Source organism: Ruegeria sp. CE9 (assembly GCF_056537425.1).
Genome location: NZ_JBQFRO010000005.1, coordinates 278,673 through 297,796 on the forward strand (window position 1 = coordinate 278,673; position 19,124 = coordinate 297,796).

16 protein-coding genes are annotated in these 19,124 nt (G+C 55.3%); 4 read left to right on the forward strand and 12 right to left on the reverse strand.

Features of this window, described 5'->3' with window-relative positions; translation table 11 throughout:
* Positions 1 to 32 precede the first annotated feature (32 nt).
* Both ACR0B3_RS12310 and ACR0B3_RS12315 read left to right on the forward strand, forming a co-directional pair.
* Positions 33 to 983 (forward strand): Gfo/Idh/MocA family protein, encoded by a 951-nt coding sequence (locus ACR0B3_RS12310; RefSeq protein WP_480809337.1) that lies wholly within the window; start codon positions 33 to 35, stop codon positions 981 to 983.
* Positions 984 to 1,167: 184 nt separating this feature from the next.
* Complete coding sequence (locus tag ACR0B3_RS12315) at positions 1,168 to 2,250, forward strand: DegT/DnrJ/EryC1/StrS family aminotransferase (RefSeq protein WP_480809338.1); 1,083 nt, start codon at positions 1,168 to 1,170, stop codon at positions 2,248 to 2,250.
* A 67-nt stretch (positions 2,251 to 2,317) separates the two neighbouring features.
* Here ACR0B3_RS12315 and ACR0B3_RS12320 read toward each other — a convergent pair whose 3' ends face one another.
* The 5 genes from ACR0B3_RS12320 to ACR0B3_RS12340 form a co-directional block, all read right to left on the reverse strand.
* Complete coding sequence (locus ACR0B3_RS12320; RefSeq protein ID WP_480809339.1) at positions 2,318 to 3,331, reverse strand: NAD-dependent epimerase/dehydratase family protein; 1,014 nt, start codon at positions 3,329 to 3,331, stop codon at positions 2,318 to 2,320.
* 140 nt (positions 3,332 to 3,471) lie between these two features.
* Positions 3,472 to 4,920, reverse strand: coding sequence for a phosphonoacetaldehyde dehydrogenase (gene phnY / locus ACR0B3_RS12325; RefSeq protein ID WP_480809340.1), 1,449 nt, complete (start codon positions 4,918 to 4,920; stop codon positions 3,472 to 3,474).
* A 41-nt stretch (positions 4,921 to 4,961) separates the two neighbouring features.
* Positions 4,962 to 5,297: a carboxymuconolactone decarboxylase family protein gene (locus ACR0B3_RS12330; protein WP_480809341.1), complete on the reverse strand. Its 336-nt coding sequence runs from the start codon at positions 5,295 to 5,297 to the stop codon at positions 4,962 to 4,964.
* A gap of 10 nt (positions 5,298 to 5,307) precedes the next feature.
* Positions 5,308 to 6,069 (reverse strand): amino acid ABC transporter permease, encoded by a 762-nt coding sequence (locus ACR0B3_RS12335; protein ID WP_480809342.1) that lies wholly within the window; start codon positions 6,067 to 6,069, stop codon positions 5,308 to 5,310.
* A 10-nt stretch (positions 6,070 to 6,079) separates the two neighbouring features.
* The gene (locus tag ACR0B3_RS12340; RefSeq protein ID WP_480809343.1) at positions 6,080 to 6,820 is read right to left on the reverse strand and encodes an amino acid ABC transporter ATP-binding protein; all 741 of its coding nucleotides are present in this window, start codon (positions 6,818 to 6,820) and stop codon (positions 6,080 to 6,082) included.
* Positions 6,821 to 6,942: 122 nt separating this feature from the next.
* On the opposite strand from ACR0B3_RS12340, the gene ACR0B3_RS12345 reads away from it, so the two are divergent.
* Positions 6,943 to 7,713: a transporter substrate-binding domain-containing protein gene (locus ACR0B3_RS12345; RefSeq protein ID WP_170685654.1), complete on the forward strand. Its 771-nt coding sequence runs from the start codon at positions 6,943 to 6,945 to the stop codon at positions 7,711 to 7,713.
* 27 nt (positions 7,714 to 7,740) lie between these two features.
* Positions 7,741 to 8,496 (forward strand): creatininase family protein, encoded by a 756-nt coding sequence (locus ACR0B3_RS12350; RefSeq protein ID WP_480809344.1) that lies wholly within the window; start codon positions 7,741 to 7,743, stop codon positions 8,494 to 8,496.
* 31 nt (positions 8,497 to 8,527) lie between these two features.
* Here ACR0B3_RS12350 and ACR0B3_RS12355 read toward each other — a convergent pair whose 3' ends face one another.
* The 7 genes from ACR0B3_RS12355 to ACR0B3_RS12385 form a co-directional block, all read right to left on the reverse strand.
* A complete protein-coding gene (locus tag ACR0B3_RS12355) occupies positions 8,528 to 10,240 on the reverse strand; it encodes an ABC transporter ATP-binding protein (protein ID WP_480809345.1) in 1,713 nt (570 codons plus the stop codon).
* A gap of 4 nt (positions 10,241 to 10,244) precedes the next feature.
* Positions 10,245 to 11,195 carry an ABC transporter permease gene (locus ACR0B3_RS12360; protein WP_480809346.1) on the reverse strand — a complete coding sequence of 317 codons (951 nt, stop codon included), beginning with the start codon at positions 11,193 to 11,195 and terminating at the stop codon, positions 10,245 to 10,247.
* Positions 11,192 to 12,169, reverse strand: a complete 978-nt coding sequence (locus ACR0B3_RS12365) for an ABC transporter permease (RefSeq protein ID WP_170685658.1) — start codon at positions 12,167 to 12,169, stop codon at positions 11,192 to 11,194. Before ACR0B3_RS12365 ends, ACR0B3_RS12360 begins: the two co-directional genes overlap by 4 nt.
* A gap of 25 nt (positions 12,170 to 12,194) precedes the next feature.
* Entirely contained in the window at positions 12,195 to 13,139 is a 945-nt protein-coding gene (locus ACR0B3_RS12370; protein ID WP_480809347.1) for a glutathione S-transferase family protein, read from the reverse strand.
* Between the two features lie 3 nt (positions 13,140 to 13,142).
* Positions 13,143 to 14,708 carry an ABC transporter substrate-binding protein gene (locus ACR0B3_RS12375; RefSeq protein ID WP_480809348.1) on the reverse strand — a complete coding sequence of 522 codons (1,566 nt, stop codon included), beginning with the start codon at positions 14,706 to 14,708 and terminating at the stop codon, positions 13,143 to 13,145.
* A gap of 148 nt (positions 14,709 to 14,856) precedes the next feature.
* A complete protein-coding gene (locus ACR0B3_RS12380) occupies positions 14,857 to 16,437 on the reverse strand; it encodes an ABC transporter substrate-binding protein (protein WP_480809349.1) in 1,581 nt (526 codons plus the stop codon).
* A gap of 228 nt (positions 16,438 to 16,665) precedes the next feature.
* Complete coding sequence (locus ACR0B3_RS12385) at positions 16,666 to 18,972, reverse strand: Tex family protein (RefSeq protein WP_480809350.1); 2,307 nt, start codon at positions 18,970 to 18,972, stop codon at positions 16,666 to 16,668.
* Positions 18,973 to 19,124: the final 152 nt, after the last annotated feature.

Consider the following 19,124-nt stretch of genomic DNA (forward strand, 5'->3'; position numbering starts at 1 on the left):
AAGGTAATTTTTGAGCACGTGGGACGCATGAAATGAGCAACTTTGCACTTGTTGGAACTGCCGGATACATCGCTCCGCGCCACATGAAGGCGATAACGGATACTGGTAATACTTTGCTGGCAGCTCTGGATACGAGTGACTCGGTCGGCATAATCGACAGCCATTTTCCGGATGCTCATTTCTTCACCGAGTTTGAACGTTTTGACCGCTATGTGGATTTGTTACGGCGCAGTGACACAGGCAAGGTCGACTATGTCTCGATTTGCTCGCCAAACTACCTCCATGACAGCCACATGCGGTTTGCGCTTCGGTCAGGTGCTGATGCGATCTGTGAAAAGCCACTTGTCCTGAACCCCGAAGATATCGATGGCCTCGAGATGATCGAGAAAGCGACAGGTCAGACGGTTAACACCATTCTGCAGTTGCGGGTTCATCCCTCGATCATTGCGCTGCGCGAAAAAATTCAAAATAGCCCCAAGGACACCAAGTATGAGGTCGATCTGACGTACATCACGTCGCGCGGGCGCTGGTATCTGGAAAGTTGGAAAGGGGATGTGCGCAAATCCGGCGGTATTGCGACCAACATTGGTGTGCATTTCTTTGACATGCTGCATTTTCTGTTCGGTGATCTGCAGGAAAACCGGGTTCACATGAATGCCCCCACAAAGGCCGCCGGGTATCTGGAGTTCGAGCACGCTCGGTGCCGTTGGTTCTTGTCTCTGGATATCAATGACGTTCCCGCTGAAGCACGAGAGAACGGGGCCAGGACATATCGATCGATTACAATCGATGGCGAAGAGATAGAGTTCTCTGGCGGTTTCGCTGATCTGCACACGCGCAGCTACGAAGAGATCCTGAATGGGAACGGCTTCGGTCTGAATGAAAATCGTCCGGCGATTTCAATGGTCAGCCATATTCGCAATGCACCGATTGAAACCAGCAAAGGCGAGCAGCACCCGAAGCTGAAGACCGGCAATTCTTAGCTGTTTAGCGTCACTCGGTTTGCTGGCCATGTGAATATCGGCGCATACAGAATGGCTTGAATAGGAATTCACGCAGTGTTTGTTTGCACGGGTGGCCTGAGCCGAACGAGTTTAGGTTAAGTAATGGCTTTGAATGCAGTACTCCTGTGCTGAGCTTCCTGGAATAAAGGGCGTCCGAAGAAACATGCAGTTTATTGACCTTGCAGAACAACAAAAGCGCATCAAAGATCAGTTGGACGCGCGCATGGCAAATGTGCTGGCGCACGGGAAGTACATTCTCGGCCCCGAGGTTGCCGAGCTGGAAGAACGACTGACGGCGTTCACGGGCGCAAAGTACTGCATCACCTGTGCCAACGGGACGGATGCGTTGCAGATCGCCCTTATGGCGGTAGAGGTTGGGCCGGGGGACGAGGTCATCACGCCCGGATTTTCTTACATCGCGACAGCCGAGGCGGTCAGATTATTGGGCGCGGTGCCGGTTTATGTCGATATCGACCCGAGCAGCTATAATCTGGATCCCAGCAAGCTGGATGCCGCGATCACACCGAGAACGAAAGCCATTATTCCCGTATCGCTTTATGGTCAGCCCGCTGACTTTGAACGCATAAACGAAGTTGCCTCAAAGCACGGCCTGCCAGTGATTGAAGATGGTGCGCAGAGCTTTGGGGGATCATTGCACGGAAAGCGGTCCGGGAACCTGTCTACGATCTCGTGCACCAGTTTTTTCCCGTCTAAACCGCTTGGATGCTATGGAGATGGTGGGGCTATCTTTACCTCGGATGAGGGCCTAAGCGTTGTTCTTCGCCAGATTGCGCGACACGGACAAGACCGGCGCTATCACCACATCAGGGTAGGTGTGAACAGCCGTCTCGATACACTTCAAGCGGCCATTCTGCTCAGCAAGCTCGACATATTCGACGATGAGTTGGAACTGCGAAACACCGTCGCTGATCGATACAAGTCGCTGCTCAAAGGGACCAACATCGCAGCGCCAACGCTGATGGAGGGGGCCACCAGCGCGTGGGCGCAATACACAGTTCGCGTTGATAACCGTGACGATGTGCAAATCAAGCTCAAAGAAGCAGGCGTTCCAACTGCTGTGCACTATCCACTGCCGTTAAATAAGCAACCCGCCGTATCTGACCCCAACGCAGATCTTCCTGCGGGGGATCAGGCTGCCGCGACCGTTATCAGCCTGCCGATGCACCCGTATTTGCAGGCAAACACGCAGGAAAAGATCATCGCGGCCTTGAAGCAAGCGATCTGATCATTGCTGCAATTCTTGTTGTCTTCCCGAAGCGTCGCACCCTTAAGGTGAGGCCAATGCGCAGGGCCTATTTCCCGTAATAGTCGCGGTACCAGTCAACAAAAGCCTGAATTCCGTCTTTGATGTCTGTCTTGGGGCGATAACCGGTTAGTCGTTGCAGCAATTCGGCATTGGCCCAAGTCGCGGGGACGTCGCCCTTTTGCATTTCCATGTAGTTTCGGACAGCAGGCTTGCCGAGACTATCCTCGATCGCATCGATGAAATCCAACAAACGCACTTTGTCTGAATTCCCAATATTTACAATGCGATAAGGCGCGACCGGGCTCAGGCTGTCGCCCTCAGCGATATCCTTGGAAGACCCGGGCCGTACCGGCACGACATCGATCAGCAAAGAGATCGCGCGCACCAAATCATCCACATAGGTGAAGTCGCGATACATGTCCCCATGGTTGTAAATATCGATCGGACGATCTGAGAGGATCGCGTCCGTAAATTTGAAGAATGCAAGGTCTGGGCGCCCCCATGGTCCATAGACCGTGAAGAAGCGGAACATGGTTGTCGGAATATTCCAAAGGTGTGCATAAGAATGCCCCATGGCCTCGTTGGCCTTTTTGGTTGCGGCATACATCGTAAGCTGATGATCGGCTTTTTCACACTCGTCAAATGGCATGTCAGGGTTCGCGCCGTAAATCGACGAGGTAGAAGCCATCAGCAAATGCTGTACCTTGTGGCGACGCGCCGCTTCCATCACGTTGAAGGTTCCGACAACATTGCTTTCGACATAGGCGCGTGGGTTTTCGAGGCTGTACCGAACGCCAGCCTGTGCCGCGAGGTGGATGATCACATCCGGCTCAAAAGCATCAGCGATTTGGTCGAACTTGGCCGTATCCTCCAACATGCCTTCATCACAGGTGAAGTTTTGATTCTCCAACAGCAATGCATGCCGGCTCTGCTTGAGACGGACATCATAGTAGTCCGTCATCCCGTCATAGCCGTGTACACGATTCCCGTTTTCAAGCAAAAGTTTGGCAAGATGAAAGCCGATAAATCCGGCGGTACCTGTAATCAGAACCTTTTGCATGAGGTTACTTCCTTGTCTTGCCGGGGTTGGCGTGTGCGTTCAGGAGACATATGACGCCTATGGCACAAGGGCTCAAGCGATCATTTTCTGGCTGATCACCCAATGGCGACAAAGCCTGATTGCTGATTGCGGCGGCTAGGTCAACTGGGCCAGGGGAGTGAGTAGGTTTTTACATTCGTAAAGAACTTCATAGCCTCAATGACTCCTTCTTTGACACCGTTGCCAGAGTCCTTAATGCCACCGAAAGGAGACATCTCGATACGATATCCAGGTTGCTCCCAGATGTTGCAGGTGCCTACGTTCAGGCCATTTACAAAGGCAATGGCTCGGCTCAGGTCGTTGGTGCAGACGCCGGAGGATAAGCCAAATTCAGTAGAGTTCGAGATGCGCATAACCTCTTGATCATCATCAGGAACGCGAAGGATCGGGATTACGGGACCGAAGGTTTCCTCTCGCACCAACTCACTGTCGTGGGGAACCTCATCGACTACAATCGGAGGAAGCAGCGCACCTTTACGGCCGGGGTGGTAGAGGATCTTGGCGCCTGCTTTGGCAGCCTTGTAAACGCGGCCCTCGATCAACTCCGCAGCTTTGTCATGGATCACGCAACCCAGTTCGGTTTCGGGGTCCTGCGGATCTCCGAATCTGATCTTCTTGGCTTTTTCCAGAACCAGCGGGACAAACTGGTCAGCCACGCTTTCTTGAACCAGAATGCGCTTGATCGCAGTACAACGTTGACCGGAGTTTCCAATTGCGCCCGCCACAGCGATACCCGCCGCTTTGTCCAGATCAGCGTCGGACAGGTCATTCAGAACGATCAGAGGATCGTTACCACCCAACTCCAGCGCTTGGCGCTTATAACCCGCCATTTTCGCAATCATCTTACCCACCGGAACGCTACCGGTGAATGTGATTATATCGATGTTCTCATTCGAGATCATCTCATCGCCAATATCCTGCGGCCAGCCCGTGACAACCTGAAACATCTCGGGCGGTAGCCCCGCTTCGTATAAGATATCCGCCAACGTTAGTGCGGTCAGGGGCGTAAGTTCCGTGGGCTTGCAGACCATGCAATTGTTGGTGGCAATCGATGGTGCGATTTTATGGGCGACCATGTTCAGAGGGTGATTGAATGGAGTAATCGCGCTGATGGCATTCACCCGCTCACGCATGGTGAAAATCTTGCGCGCCTTGCCGTTTTGCGTCAGGTCACACGAAAATATCTCACCATCATCCTTCAGCGCCTCGGCGGCGGCGAATTGAAAGACATCCTGCGCGCGTCTAGTCTCGTAAACGGCATGCTGGTGGCAAATCCCAAGCTCAAGAACCAACCATTTGGCCAGATAGTCTCGCCGCTCACTGACCAACTGACCCGCGCGCTGCAGAATCTGGCTGCGCTCATATCGCGTCAGGTTAGGTTCGTAGTCGGCGGCGATCTCAAAAGCGCGCCGCGCGTGTTCTGCCTGCCCAGCAGGTGCATGACCCACAACCTCATTAGTATAGGGATAGTGAACCGGGATGGTCTGATCTGTGAAAACGATTTCACCCCCGATGCGCATTCCTTCATTACGAATTTCAGCAGCCTCCATACTGAAAACCACCCAGTGAATTGGGGCCTCTCATCGGTCCATCACTCTGAAAAAACATCAAACGCCTTCAACGCCTTGGCGCTGTAGGCGTAAGATGGTCCACCTCCCATATAGGTGGCCATGGCCAAAGCTTCGCACAGTTCGTCTCGGGTCGCGCCGAGCCTCACCAGGGATCGGACATGAAAGCCAATGCAGCTGTCGCAGTGGGTGGCGACTGCTATTCCAAGCGCCATGAATTCTTTGGTTTTCTCGCTCAGCGCGCCATCTGTTTTGGCGGCTTTGCCCATGATCCCAAATCCACGCACGGTTTCCGGCACTTCTTTGGAGAACGCACCGATATTGGCCTCAGTCTCGGCCATAAAGTCTTTCCAATCCATCTTGTGCTCCTTATCCGCGTTCATCCGCACCCATGCGGCGTTCCAGCCAGCGCACACCAGCGCTGATGATCAGAACCAGCACCAGATACTCGAAGATCAACAATGTATAAATCTCAAGCGGGCGGTATTCCGTCACAACAAGTTCGTTGGCGCGTCGCGTTAGTTCTTGCATGCCGATGACGCTGGCAAACGCGCTCATCTTCACGATGTAGATGAATTGGTTGGCCAATGGGGGCAAAATACGTCGGATGGCCTGAGGCAGGATCACATATCGCATGGTTTGATAGTAGTTCAGACCAATCGTCTGAGCCGCTTCGCTTTGGCCTTTGGCGATGGATTGAATACCGGCGCGATAGATTTCGGCGGTAAAGGCGCTGTCCGATATCGCAAGCGTGATAATCGCGCCCCAAAATGGATCAATCGGAGTGTTCATACCCATCGATTGGAAGACGATCGGCAGGCCGTAGAAAACCCAAAACAGCATCGGTAACAAAGGGATCGAACGGATAAACTCGACATAAACCCGGTTCACCAGCCGCCAGCCGCGTTTTTCGGACAGGCCGGGCAGGGCAACGAGCAATCCGATAGCAATCGACATGACAGCCGCGATCAGAGAAATCTGAATCGTCGCCCCCATGCCTGAAACCAGAAATTTGATGTTGGTCCAGCCTGAGGCTGTGGTCGGATCGATGACGTACCAACCCCAGGTTTGGGACGACGAACAACCCGCGATCAGCAAGAGCAGCGGGAAGAAGAGAAGTGTTTTTTTCATCGGACCCAACTCAGTGCTGCAGAATCTGGCTCAGAAATTTCTGACACCGTTCAGATTGTGGATTGGTGAAGAAATGCTCGGGCTTGCCTTGTTCGACAATCTCACCTGCATCCATGAAAACCATTTTGTCGGCCACTTTCCTGGCAAAACCCATCTCATGGGTGACCACGACCATGGTCATGCCTTCGTCGGCCAATTCAACCATCACATCCAGCACCTCGGAAATCATCTCAGGGTCCAGCGCTGAAGTGGGCTCGTCAAACAACAACACCCGCGGCTCCATACACAGCGAGCGCGCGATGGCCACGCGCTGCTGCTGCCCGCCAGACAGTTGTATGGGCCGCTTTTCGGCCTGATCGGGTATGTGAACCCGCTCAAGATAATGGCGCGCTTTGTCTTCAGCCTCTTTCCGGCTCAACCCGCGCGCCTTGATCGGGCCGAGGGTTAGGTTTTCAAGCACTGTCAGATGCGGAAACAGATTGAACTGCTGAAACACCATTCCAACCTCTGATCGGATGGTAGCGGCGGATTTGGCATCGTCGGTCAGCTCGACCCCATCAATACGGATGGTACCTTTCTGGTGCCTCTCAAGCTGGTTGATGCATCGGACGACAGTTGATTTGCCCGACCCGGAAGGACCGCAGATCACGATCTTTTCACCGCTTTCGATTGTCAGATTGATGTCCTTGAGCACATGGAATGTGCCATACCACTTGTTTACGTCGACAAGCTCGATCGCGGCGTCTGGCATCTGATGGCCTGCCTCTGATTACTACGAGTTAATTAGTTGCTTGAGGTTATCTTTGTCTTTACGCTTAAATCAAGAAGCAATGTCCTACAAATAAAGCCTAACGCCACCAACGGGAGAATTATATGAAACGTTTTGTGAAAGCCGCAGCCGCCGCTGCACTTGGACTTGTGATCAGTAGCGCGGCACAGGCGCAATCAGCGCTGAATGAAATTCTCGATAGCGGTGTGATGAAGGTTGGTACAACCGGTGACTGGAATCCGATGTCTCTGCGCGATCCTGCAACCAACAGTTACAAAGGGTACGATATCGACATCATGAACGCGCTGGCCGCAGACCTGGGTGTCGAGGTTGAATATGTACCGACCGACTGGAAAACGTTGGTTAATGGCGTGGTTGCGGGTAAGTACCACATTACCGGTTCAGCCTCGATTTCACCGCCGCGCATGAAGGTTGCGGGATTTTCCGACAGCTATATCGCCGTTGAGCTTTTTCCTTACACAACCAAGGACAAGGCCGACAAATTTGACGGCTATGACTCCATCAACAAGCCGGACGTGAAAGTCGCAACCACTCTGGGCACAACCTTTGAAAAGCGTGTGCGCGAATGGTTCCCGGATGCCGATATCAAGGTGGTCGAAGCGCCTGCACGCGGTTTTCAGGAAGTCCTGGCGGGGCGCGCAGATGTATTCATAACGTCGAACATCGAAGGCTCGACCCTTGAGGAGAAGTTTCCGGTTGTTCGCGTCAAAAACGCAGGGCCCCGGTCGCCGTCCCCAATCGCAATGCTTTTGCCGCAAAATGATCAGGTCTGGATCAACTACGTGAACAACTGGATCGAGGTGAAAAAAGCGCAAGGCTTCTTTGACGAGAACCGGGAACGGTGGGGTCTCTGATCTGACGCACCATCGGCTTAAGCGATCATGAAGGATTTCCGCGCGATGAAGCTTGAGCACATGACTTGGTACGAGGTTGACACTCGTATCAATGCCGGTGCGGCCGTGTTGCTGCCCGTCGGTTCGACCGAGCAGCACGGCCCGATGGGTCGCATAGGCACAGACACGATTTGTGCCGAAGCCATATCGCTTGCTGCTGCCAAGCAATGCGATGGGATTGTCGCTCCGGCACTGGCTTATACGCCGGCACCATTCAACACTGGGTTTCCAGGCACGGTTTCCATTTCGACCGAAACGTTCCGAACCGTCGCGCAAGAAGTGATACAAGGTTTGCTGAAGCAAGGCTTCAAAGGCGTATTCGCGGTAAACGGACACGGGGCCAACCTAGAACCCCTTCGGCAAATCCAGAATGTGGTTTCGGCTGGCCAGTTGCTTATCCGTAGCTGGTGGGAGCCGGAACCCGTGAATGCCTTGCGGCAACAGCTCTATGGGGATTGGGAGGGGATGCACGCAACCCCTTCTGAAATCGCAATCACCCAGTCATTGCTTGGAGCTTTGCCAGCCAATCAGGCCGTTGAACCGCCCCAAAAGCTAAGTGCCGAATACATACGTGCGCATGCCGGGGATCGTCATGGTCCGCCAGCCGAGCACCGCGCCGCCTTTCCGGATGGCCGGGTCGGGTCACATTCAGCCCTAGCCACCCCTGAAGATGGAGAGCGCTTGTTAGCAACAACGGCGGCGGCAATCGCTGCCGAGTTTCGAGCATTTGAACAGGGTTTGTGATTTCAAAGCTCTGATTTGCGCAGTCCCTAATCTAGTCGGTACCCACACCAAGCCCTTTAGTTGACAGGTCGTCAAGTTTTGGCATCAGACGCAGCAATTCTTGCGCGTATTCGGTCTTGGGATTGGCAAACAGATCGCTGGTCTCTTGAACCTCGACAATTTGACCCTGTTTCATCACCGCAACCCGGTCGCACATCTGACGCACCACTGGGAGGTCATGGCTGATAAACAGCATCGTCAGGCCGAGATGCTCTTGCAAATCCTTCAGGATGTTCAGAATTTGCGCCTGGATCGAGACATCCAGCGCGCTGGTGGGTTCATCGCAAATAAGGAAACGCGGCTGCGTTGCCAGCGCACGGGCAATCGAAATTCGTTGCCTCTGGCCACCTGAAAACTCATGCGGATATTTTAGCCCTGCCTCATGCCCCAGCCCGACTTGATCCAGCAGTTCATCAACGCGCCGCTTGATATCTGTGCCGCTCATCAACCGGTGGTGGCGGATTGGCTCGGCCACGATCTCGTCCACCCGCATACGCGGGTTGAGTGAGGAATACGGGTCTTGAAAGATCATCTGGATGTTCTTGCGATAAGCATCCTGAACGGCTCGATTACTTAAATCGCTGACCAGTTGTCCATCAAAGGTTATGGTGCCGCCATCTACCGGATAGAGCCCCGCAATCATCCGCGCGACTGTGGACTTGCCCGAGCCTGACTCGCCTACCACGCCAAAGACCTCACCCGCCTGTATGTCAAAGCTGACGTCATCAACGGCGGTAAAGTAAGTCCGGTCCCAGGGCAGCAGCCCTTTGCGCAGCAGGAACTTCTTGGTCAGGTTTCGGATTTCAAAAACCGGCTTGCTGGCGTCGTTAGTCACCTTGGGCCAGTGACGGGCCATATCTTCGATGGCGAAACGAGTCTCGCGCCCGCCATAGCTGATCTGCGGGAAGCGATGCAGCTTCAACGTCGGACGCGGCACCGCTGCGATCAGAGACTTGGTGTATTCGTGTTGCGGCTCGCCCATCACCTGCGCCGTGGTCCCGCTTTCGACCACTTTACCTGCATACATCACAGTCACTTTGTCCGTTGTGTCGGCAATGACACCCATGTCGTGGGTGATCAGGATGACACCCACCTGTCGCTCTTGTGCCAGTTCTTTGATCAGGTCCAAAATCTGCGCCTGAACTGAAACATCCAATGCAGTGGTCGGCTCATCCGCGATGATCACATCCGGTTCGGTACACAGGGCAAGTGCAATCACCACGCGCTGTCGCATTCCGCCCGAGAACTGGTGTGGGTATTGATCCAAACGTGTGTCAGGGTCGGGGATGCCCACGCGATCGATCAGGTCACGGGCGCGTTTGCCCGCCTCGGCGTCTGTACCGCCGAGATGAGCCTGGATCGTTTCAACCAGTTGCTCGCGCACCGTGAAAAGCGGGTTCAGCGAGGTCAGCGGATCCTGAAAGATCATCGAGATCTTCTTGCCGCGCAGCCCGCGCATCGCCTCGGCGTCAATCCCGCTGATCTGATCGCCGCCCAGCTTAATCTGGCCGCTTGCGATACGGCCGGGGCGTTCCAACAGGCCCATAACGGCGGCACCGATGGTTGACTTGCCCGCCCCGGATTCCCCGACAAGCCCGTGAATTTCACCGGGTTCAACAGACAGGCTGGCGTGATCCACCGCAGTGAACAGCTGACGGCGGGTTGGAAACTCAACGGTGAGGTCTTGGATGGTCAAAAGGCTCATGAAATCACCGCAGTTTTGGGTTCAGCGCGTCGCGCAACCAGTCGCCCAGAAGGTTTACCGAAAGGGCGAGTGCCAGCAGCGTGCAGGCTGGGAAGAAGAGAATCCACCACTCACCCGAGAACAGGAAGCCCTGACCGATGCGGATCAGCGTTCCCAGCGAGGGCTGCGTCGGGGGAGCGCCAACGCCCAAAAAGCTAAGCGTGGCTTCGGCAATGATGGCCAGCGCCAGCGAGATCGTTGCAATGACCAGAACCGGGCTGAGCACATTAGGCAGGATGTGGCGGAACATGATCGGGAACGAACCGCGCCCGATCAGGCGGGCGGCCTGCACATATTCCTTGTTTTTCTCAACCAGAGCAGCACCACGGACGACCCGTGCGAACTGCACCCAATCCGACAGCGCAATCGCGATGATCAAAACGTAAATTGCCATCTCATCACGATATTCCGGCGGAGTGATCCCCTTGGCGATGCCAAAGATCAACATGGCGACAAGAATGGCCGGAAAGGTCAACTGAACATCGGCGATCCGCATGATCAGTGTCTCGATCCAGCCACCGAAATAGGCCGCGACCAACCCAAGGATCACACCTATGATCAGCGCCAGTAGAACCGCAGAAGTACCGACAAACAATGAGATGCGCAGGCCATAAAGAATGGTCGAAAACACATCTCGCCCTTGATCATCCGTACCCAGCAGAAACGTTTCCTGCGTAAATGCATTCGGCGTGCCCGGAGGCGTAAACCCGTTCATCAAGTTCAGCGTCGCCGGGTCGAACGGGTTATACGGTGCAATTAACGGAGCAAAGATCGCGGCCAGCACCAAAACCACAACAACCAAAGACGCGATCACAGCCACTGGCGAATGCCGGAATGACCACGCAAAATCGCTGTCCCAGAATTTGGCCATGCGCGATTTGGGCGTGGCTTTCGGAGTTTCCATCGTATCGGTCATGTGGCCCTCGCGTCGACACGCAGGCGCGGGTCAATGGCATAGTAGAGAAGATCGACAATCAGGTTGATCGTCACAAACATCACCGAAATCAGCATCAGATACGCTGCCATAACCGGGATATCGACGAATTGGATTGCGTTGATGAACAGCAGGCCTACACCAGGCCACTGGAACACAGTCTCTGTAATGATCGCAAAGGCGATGATCGACCCCAATTGCAAACCTGTGATAGTGATCACCGGCACCAGAGTATTTTTTAACGCATGGCGGAAGTTGATCACGCGGTCCGACAACCCTCGTGCGCGCGCAAAGCGGACGTAGTCGGCGCGCAAAACCTCAAGCATCTCGGATCGTACCAGGCGCATGATCAATGTCATTTGATATAGACCCAGCGTAATAGCGGGCAATATCAGCGCCTTAAGACCCGAAGCGGTTAGAAAACCAGTGGACCAATTGCCAATCATAACGGTCTCGCCCCTCCCGAAGCTTGGCAAGAGATCAAGCTCGACCGAGAAGATATAGATTAGCAAAATCCCTATGAGGAAGGTTGGTAATGACACTCCGATCAGGGATACGGTCATGATCACATTCGCTGCAATCCCTTGTCGTCGGATCGCGGTGAAGACGCCAAGGGCAATGCCCATTGTGATGGCCAGAAAACCGGACACAAACGCCAGTTCCAGCGTGGCTGGGGCACGTTCCACCAGGATCGTCGAAACGGGTCGTCCCTGCCGATACGACACACCAAAATTGCCCTGGACGGCGCCTTGCAGGAACTTAGCATATTGCACCACAAAAGGCTGATCCAGCCCAAGCTCGGTCCGCAGGCGGTCGATATCAGCCTGCGTGCGCTCTTGCCCCAGCATGTTGTCGATCGGATCGCCAACAAAGCGAAACATCGAGAATGCCACCAAACCCACGACCAGCAAAACGATGATGGATTGGAACATCCGTCGGACGATATATGCGAACATTTGTTTTCCCCATTGGTGGGTCTGTCTATGCGTTCCCCGACCGGATGGTCAAGCAATCTCGGCTGTGCGGAGCGGTCCAATCAACATCCGGACCTAACGGCACGATGCCCAGCGGGTTGCGCAGCTCGGACGGAGAGAAATAGCCCTGCTTGTAGATGTCGAATTTCACCGTTTCCGCGATGCCGGGCAGAGCGTAAATCTCACGCGCATAGCCCCAAAGATTGGGGTAATCGATCAAACGGCGTAGATTGCATTTGAACGCATAGTGATACGCCACATCAAAACGGGTGAGCGTCGGGAACAGGCGCAGGTCCGCTTCGGTCAGAGTGTCACCGCAGAGATAGCGGTGGCTGGCCAAGTGCGCTTCGATCTCATCAAGCGTGGCGAAGACATCGCGGAACCCGGCCTCATAGGCCTCTTGCGTTCGGGCAAATCCTGCGCGGTAGACGCCGTTGTTGAGGCGCGCGTAGATTTTCTCATTCCAGGCATTGATCTGGTCCAGCTTTTCACGCGGCGCAAGATCGGGACCGTAGTCCGGCAAACTACCAAGCATACGCACCAGATCAGCGGATTCGTTTGAGACGGCCTTGTCGTGAACCCGATCCCAAAGCAGCGGCACAGTGATCCGCCCTGTATAAGCAGGAGACACGCGAGCATAGGCGTGATGCAGCGCAGTCGCACCATAGGCCGCATCCGCACCCTCCGCATAGACCCAGCCATCTGCTGTACGCCGCGGTTCGGCATAGGCGACCGAAATTAGTTCGTGCAGACCTTTGATTGCGCGCACCAAGAGAACCCGATGTGCCCAAGGGCAATTCCATGCCGCATAAAGGTGAAACCGTCCCGGTTCCAACGCAGCCTCTGGTAACGTATTGCGAATGGTCGAGGCCTGACGGCGAAATTCGCCGTCAAGCGTGCTGTCCGGTGCCGGGTCTTCGCTGTGGTAGACACCGGCAATCATCAGGCCCATGACTTAGTTCACCGTCACCCAGCGCAGTAGAAAGAAGTTATCCGGGCGCTGCGTCAGTTCGACATTATCGCGCGTCCCCCAGACCAGCGGCTGGACATACATCGGCACATAGACATGTTCATCCTGATAGATCTGAGTGACCTCATCCAACATGGCCTGACGCTTCGCCTGATCCAGCTCGGACTGAATCATTGGCAGCAGCTCATCGACCCGCGCGTTTGAGAACCCGCCGAAATTCCAGCTGCCCAGCTTCTTCTCTTCGTTTGGAGTCGCGACGAGGAAGCGGACCGGATGTTCGGCGTCGAACGTACCCGGGCTCCAACCCAGCAGGTACATATCGTAGTTGTCCTCACGCAGCTCTGGCCAATAGTTCCGGACGGGCATTGCATCCAGTTCGGCAGTGATACCGATCTGCGCAAGCATGCCAACGACCGCCTGACAGACGGCCTCATCATTCAGGTAACGGTCATTGGGGCATTTCAGCCCAAACGAGAACCCGTCAGCATAGCCAGCCTCGGCCAGCAAAGCCTTGGCGGCCTCGACGTCAAATGCGGGGCGTTCCGAATTGGCTTCGGAGAACCCACTCATCGCAGGGCTAACGAGTTGAGAGGCGGGTTCGGCATTGCCGCGCATAATCGTGGCCAAAATCGCATCCACATTGACGGCTTGAGCAACCGCCTGACGCACACGCGCATCGCGGAAGGGGTTCGGTTTGCCCGCATCATCGGTGTATTTCAAGGCCTCGGCCTCATGGTCAAACCCCAGCATAATCACGCGGGCCTCAATGCCCTGAATGACGTCAACTTCACCGTTTTGCTGAAGCCGCGCCACGTCCTGAATCGGAACTGGATTGATCATATCAACATCACCCGACAGAAGCGCAGCAACCGCAGTCGCTGGGTTCTGGATCGGGTTGAATTCTGCGCGGGTGATGTTGTGTTCCACATCTCCCCACCAGCTCTCAAAGGGTTCCAACACGGTTTTCAAGCCCGGCTCACGCTCGGTGACTTTGAATGCTCCGGTACCATTGGCGTTGATGGTGGCGTAGTTGCCTGTTTCTTTGTCAGGGACCAACGCGTCGTTGGCCTCGGTCCAGCCCTGATCCATGATCATCCAGTTGGCAATCGACGACGGGAACAGAGGGTTCGGTGCGGTGGTCATGATATCGACAGTATAGTCATCAACCACGATGACATCGCTGACAGGGGCAAACCAACTGCGGGTATCTGCTGCCTCGCCCGAAGCGCGCTGATAGCTGAACAACACGTCCTGCGCGTCAAAGCTGCTGCCATCATGGAAGGTCACACCCTCACGCAGTTTAAAGCGCCAGCCCTCGCCGTCACCAACTGGTTCCCAACTGACGGCCAGAGCGGGTTCAACGCTCATGTCCTTGCCACGGCGGACCAGACCCTCGTAGACGTTGTTCAGGAACCCTAAGACGGGGGCTGAGTTGACCGCGTGCGGGTCCATTGTTTGCGGATCGGTGGTTGAGGCCCATTTGAAATCGGCGGCCTGCGCGGTACTGGCAAGCAACATGGCCAGACCAATGGCACTTTTTCTGAGGATCATGGTGAATTCTCCCTGTTAGCGCTGAAACAATCCCGCTTTTTCGCCACCACGTAAAGCGGTTCTCAAATTGAGATCACAGGTCTGTTACTGAAAGCAGGAAAAAAACAGGGCGCGAGATCGCGCCCTGCTTGATGTGCTACGTGATGATTTAGTTCATCTCAAAGTATTTGATCTTGGGCGAGTCTTCAGGCTCGACAATGGTGCCCACACCCGACTTCATACCCCAGTTCAGCACCTGATGGTGGATCGGGATATACAGTTGCTCATCCTGCACAACCTGCCAGATTTCCGCAATCTGCTGATCGCGCGCAGGTAGGTCGGTTTCCGAAGCCAACGCTTGAATTTTGGCATCCAGATCCGGGTTGCTGTACCGGGTGGCATTCCACGATCCGTATTTCTCACCCTTGGTGTGGACGAGGAAATTGAAGATGTATTCTGAGTCATAGGTCGGAACACCCCAACCCAGCATGTAGAAATCTGTCTCGAGATTGGACAGCAGCGGGAAGTGTTGGGCCTTGGGTTTGGCGTCGAGGTTCACAGTAATGCCGATCTGAGCCAGCATCCCCACGGCCGCCTGACAGATCGCCTCGTCATTGATGTAGCGGTCATTCGGGCAGTTCAGCGTCAGCGAAAAGCCGTCGGGATAACCTGCCTCGGCCATCAGCGCCTTGGCCCCTTCGATATCCGTGGAGGATGATGCATCCATATCCGCATCCCAACCATTAACAAAGGGCGGCGAGATCATGCCCGCAGGGGCTGATTGGCCCCGCATCACAACTTGCTTGATTGCATCGCGATTGATCGCTTTCGACATCGCCTGACGCACCCGAACATCCGCTAGCGGGTTGGCACCCTCAACACTGTCCGAGCCCAGGTCAGCATCGCCCATGTTCATGCCAAAGAAGATCACCCGGTTCTGAGGTGCGGTACGCACATCCAGACCATCAGTTCCAGCGACGCGCTGAAGGTCTTGAACAGGCACGTCCTGAATGAAATCAACTTCGCCCGACAGCAGGGCAGCAACACGAGTCGCGGCGTTCTGGATCGGGGTATAGATGATCTCGGTCACCTGAAGCGGGAACTCGTCTTTGCCCCAATAGTTTTCGTTGGCGGTCAGAACGGTTTTTACATCAGGTTCGCGGCTGACCAGCTTATAGGGGCCGGTGCCATTCGCGTTCTTGGCTGCAAATGTATCCTCACCACCCTCATAGTCCTGAACTTTGACCGCGTTGTTCGCTTCGGCCCACCCCTTGTCCATCATGAACATGTTGGTCAGGTTATTGGGCATGATCGGGTTTGGGCCATCGGTCTCGATCTCAACCGTGTATTTATCCGGCGCGCGCACCTCTTTCACCGAGGCCAGCAGCTCTTTGTAATCAGAATCCGGCGTCATCGCACGGTTCAACGAAAAAACAACGTCTTCGCTGTCAAATTCTGCACCGTCATGAAAGCTGACGCCCTCACGCAGCTTGAACACCCAAACGTTCGGGTTTTCTTCCGACGGTGCCCATTCGGTTGCCAATGACGGCACAAGCGCACCAGAATGGTCGCGCATGACCAGGGTTTCCATGATCTGGTGCGCAAAGGTCGAAGTCGGACCTTCGTTCTGTGCATGTGGATCAAGTGTCAGCGCGTCACCAGCACGCGCCCAACGCAGCGTCTCCGCCGAAGCGCCCGCCGCAATCATCGCCGTAGCGCTGGCGGCAAGCATTAGTGTTTTGAATGACATAAGTCGTCTCCCCATTTTTTTGTTGTGCCCGCATTTTCATGCGGTTGGCCAAATTTTCAGCCATCATGGGTCAGCATCATCCAGATCATTCCCCAAGTTGCAACACCCGAATGTTAGCGCCCCGCCAGATGGTCAAAACCACCAAGCCAACGATAGTCCGAAAGATGCAATGGGTCGCATGAATGACAGGGTCGCACCCTGCCTCTAAATCTCCATGAATGAAGATGACTATCGTTTGTTGTAAGCATCTCTGAGAGCGTCACCAAATGCGCTGCTTTGGGCGCTGTGCCCACCGCGATCTCGCTTGGTTGCTTTTGACTTCGCCGGTCGTGCTGGTTTTCCGTTACCACGCATTGCTTTGTCCTCGCGGGCCGAGGCACCGCCGTCTTTACGCATCGACAGCCCGATGCGTTTGCGCGGCACATCGACCTCAACCACCGTCACTTTCACAACCTGACCGGTTTTGACCACCTCGTGCGGATCTTTCACAAACCGGTCAGCCAGTTGACTGACATGAACCAACCCGTCCTGATGCACACCGATATCAACGAACGCACCGAAGGCGGCAACGTTGGTTACGGTTCCTTCCAGAACCATGCCGGGTTTCAGGTCTGTGATCTCTTCGACACCATCAGTAAACGACGCCGTTTTGAAACTTGGGCGCGGGTCTCGGCCCGGTTTTTCCAGCTCAGTGAAGATGTCTCGCACTGTTGGCAAACCAAAGGTCTCGTTCACGAACTGTTCGGCGCGCAGGCCTTTCAAGGCACCGTCATGCCCCATGATCTGGCGGATATCACGCCCGCAGGCAGCAACCACGCGGCGCGCGACATCATAGGCCTCGGGATGAACCGAGGAGGCATCCAGAGGCTCTGAACCGTCGCGTATTCTCAGGAAACCCGCACATTGCTCAAAAGCGCGCGGACCGAGGCGAGCGACCTTCAGCAAGTCCTTGCGAGACGCAAAGGCGCCATGGATATCTCGGTGCGTGACGATCGACTCGGCCAGACCCGGGCCCAAGCCCGAGACGTGCGAGAGCAGGGGGGCCGAAGCCGTATTCAGATCAACCCCTACGGCATTCACCACATCTTCGATTACTGACTCCAGCGATTGCGACAGCCGGTGCTGATCAACGTCGTGTTGATACTGGCCAACGCCGATGCTCTTAGGTTCGATCTTGACCAATTCGGCCAAAGGGTCTTGCAGTCGACGGGCGATTGAGACCGCTCCACGAAGCGAGACGTCAAGGTCGGGGAACTCGCGCGCGGCAAGCTCTGAGGCAGAGTAAACCGAAGCGCCCGCTTCGGACACAACGACTTTGGTCGGCGCTTTGACGGTTTTTGGCAGCAGCGACAGCGTATCGGCCACCAAACGCTCGGTCTCGCGGCTTGCCGTGCCGTTGCCGATGGCGATCAGCTCAATCTTGTGGGCCGCGATTAGGTTCAGGATCGCGGCCTGCGCACCGCGCAGATCATTCTTGGGCTGAAACGGATAGAGGGTATCCGTCGCAACCACTTTGCCCGTCGCATCCACCACGGCTGCTTTAACCCCAGTACGAATGCCGGGATCGAGTCCAAGAGTTGGACGCGCCCCCGCCGGTGCCGCAAACAGCAGGTCTTTAAGGTTACGCGAAAATACCTGGATTGCTTCCTCCTGCGCGCGGCTGCGTAGGTCGGCCATCAGCTCCACCATCATCGAAAGTGAAAGCTTAACCCGCCACGTCCAGCCCGCGACCTTTCGTAGCCATTTGTCGCCCGGCCCGTCACCACGCGTATTCAGATGGGCCGCGACCATGGCTTCTGCCCGCGCAGCCCCGGTTTCATGCTCCGGTGCGATGTCAAGCGTTACGATACCTTCCTTTGAGGCACGCAACATCGCGAGCGCCCGGTGCGACGGGGTTTTGGACCAAAGTTCTGTGTGATCAAAGTAATCACTGAATTTGGCACCTTCCTGCTCCTTACCTTCGACCACCTTCGCGCTCAGCAACGCTTCGCGTTGCATGAAATTGCGCAGTTCACCCAACAAAGCGGCATTCTCTGTCAGCCGTTCCGTGATGATGTCCCGCGCGCCGTGCAGCGCGTCTTTGACGGTGGAAACGGCTTCCTTAACATACCCCTCTGCCAGTGCCTCTGGTTCCGCCAATCGGTTAGAAAGAATGGCGTCGGCCAGAGGCTCCAACCCGTTCTCACGGGCAATCATCGCCTTCGTTCGGCGTTTGGGCTTGTAGGGCAAATAAATGTCTTCCAACTGCGCCTTGGTCTCGGCCTGCGCAATCGACTTCACCAGATCATCTGTCAGCTTACCCTGATCCTTGATCGAGGCCACAATCGACTCACGCCGTGCCTCAAGCTCGCGCAGATAGGTCAGGCGGTCAGACAGGGTACGCAACTGGGTGTCATCAAGCCCGCCGGTCACTTCCTTACGATAGCGTGCAACAAACGGCACAGTCGCGCCTTCGTCCAGCAACCTGACCGCAGCCCCAACCTGTTCCGGACGGGCGTTAATCTCGGTGGCAATGGTGCGGGCGATACGGTCCAAAGTGGCCTCCTGACATGCGGTTGGAAGATTGTCTTAGCCACCGACGCGGGCGAGGGGAAGGGCCGCACAGCAAAAAGCTGTTCTGCACAAAAACTGCACGACCGCTACGCGATGATCTGCACCTGCCAAAGCCAGACAAAGCCTACATAAAC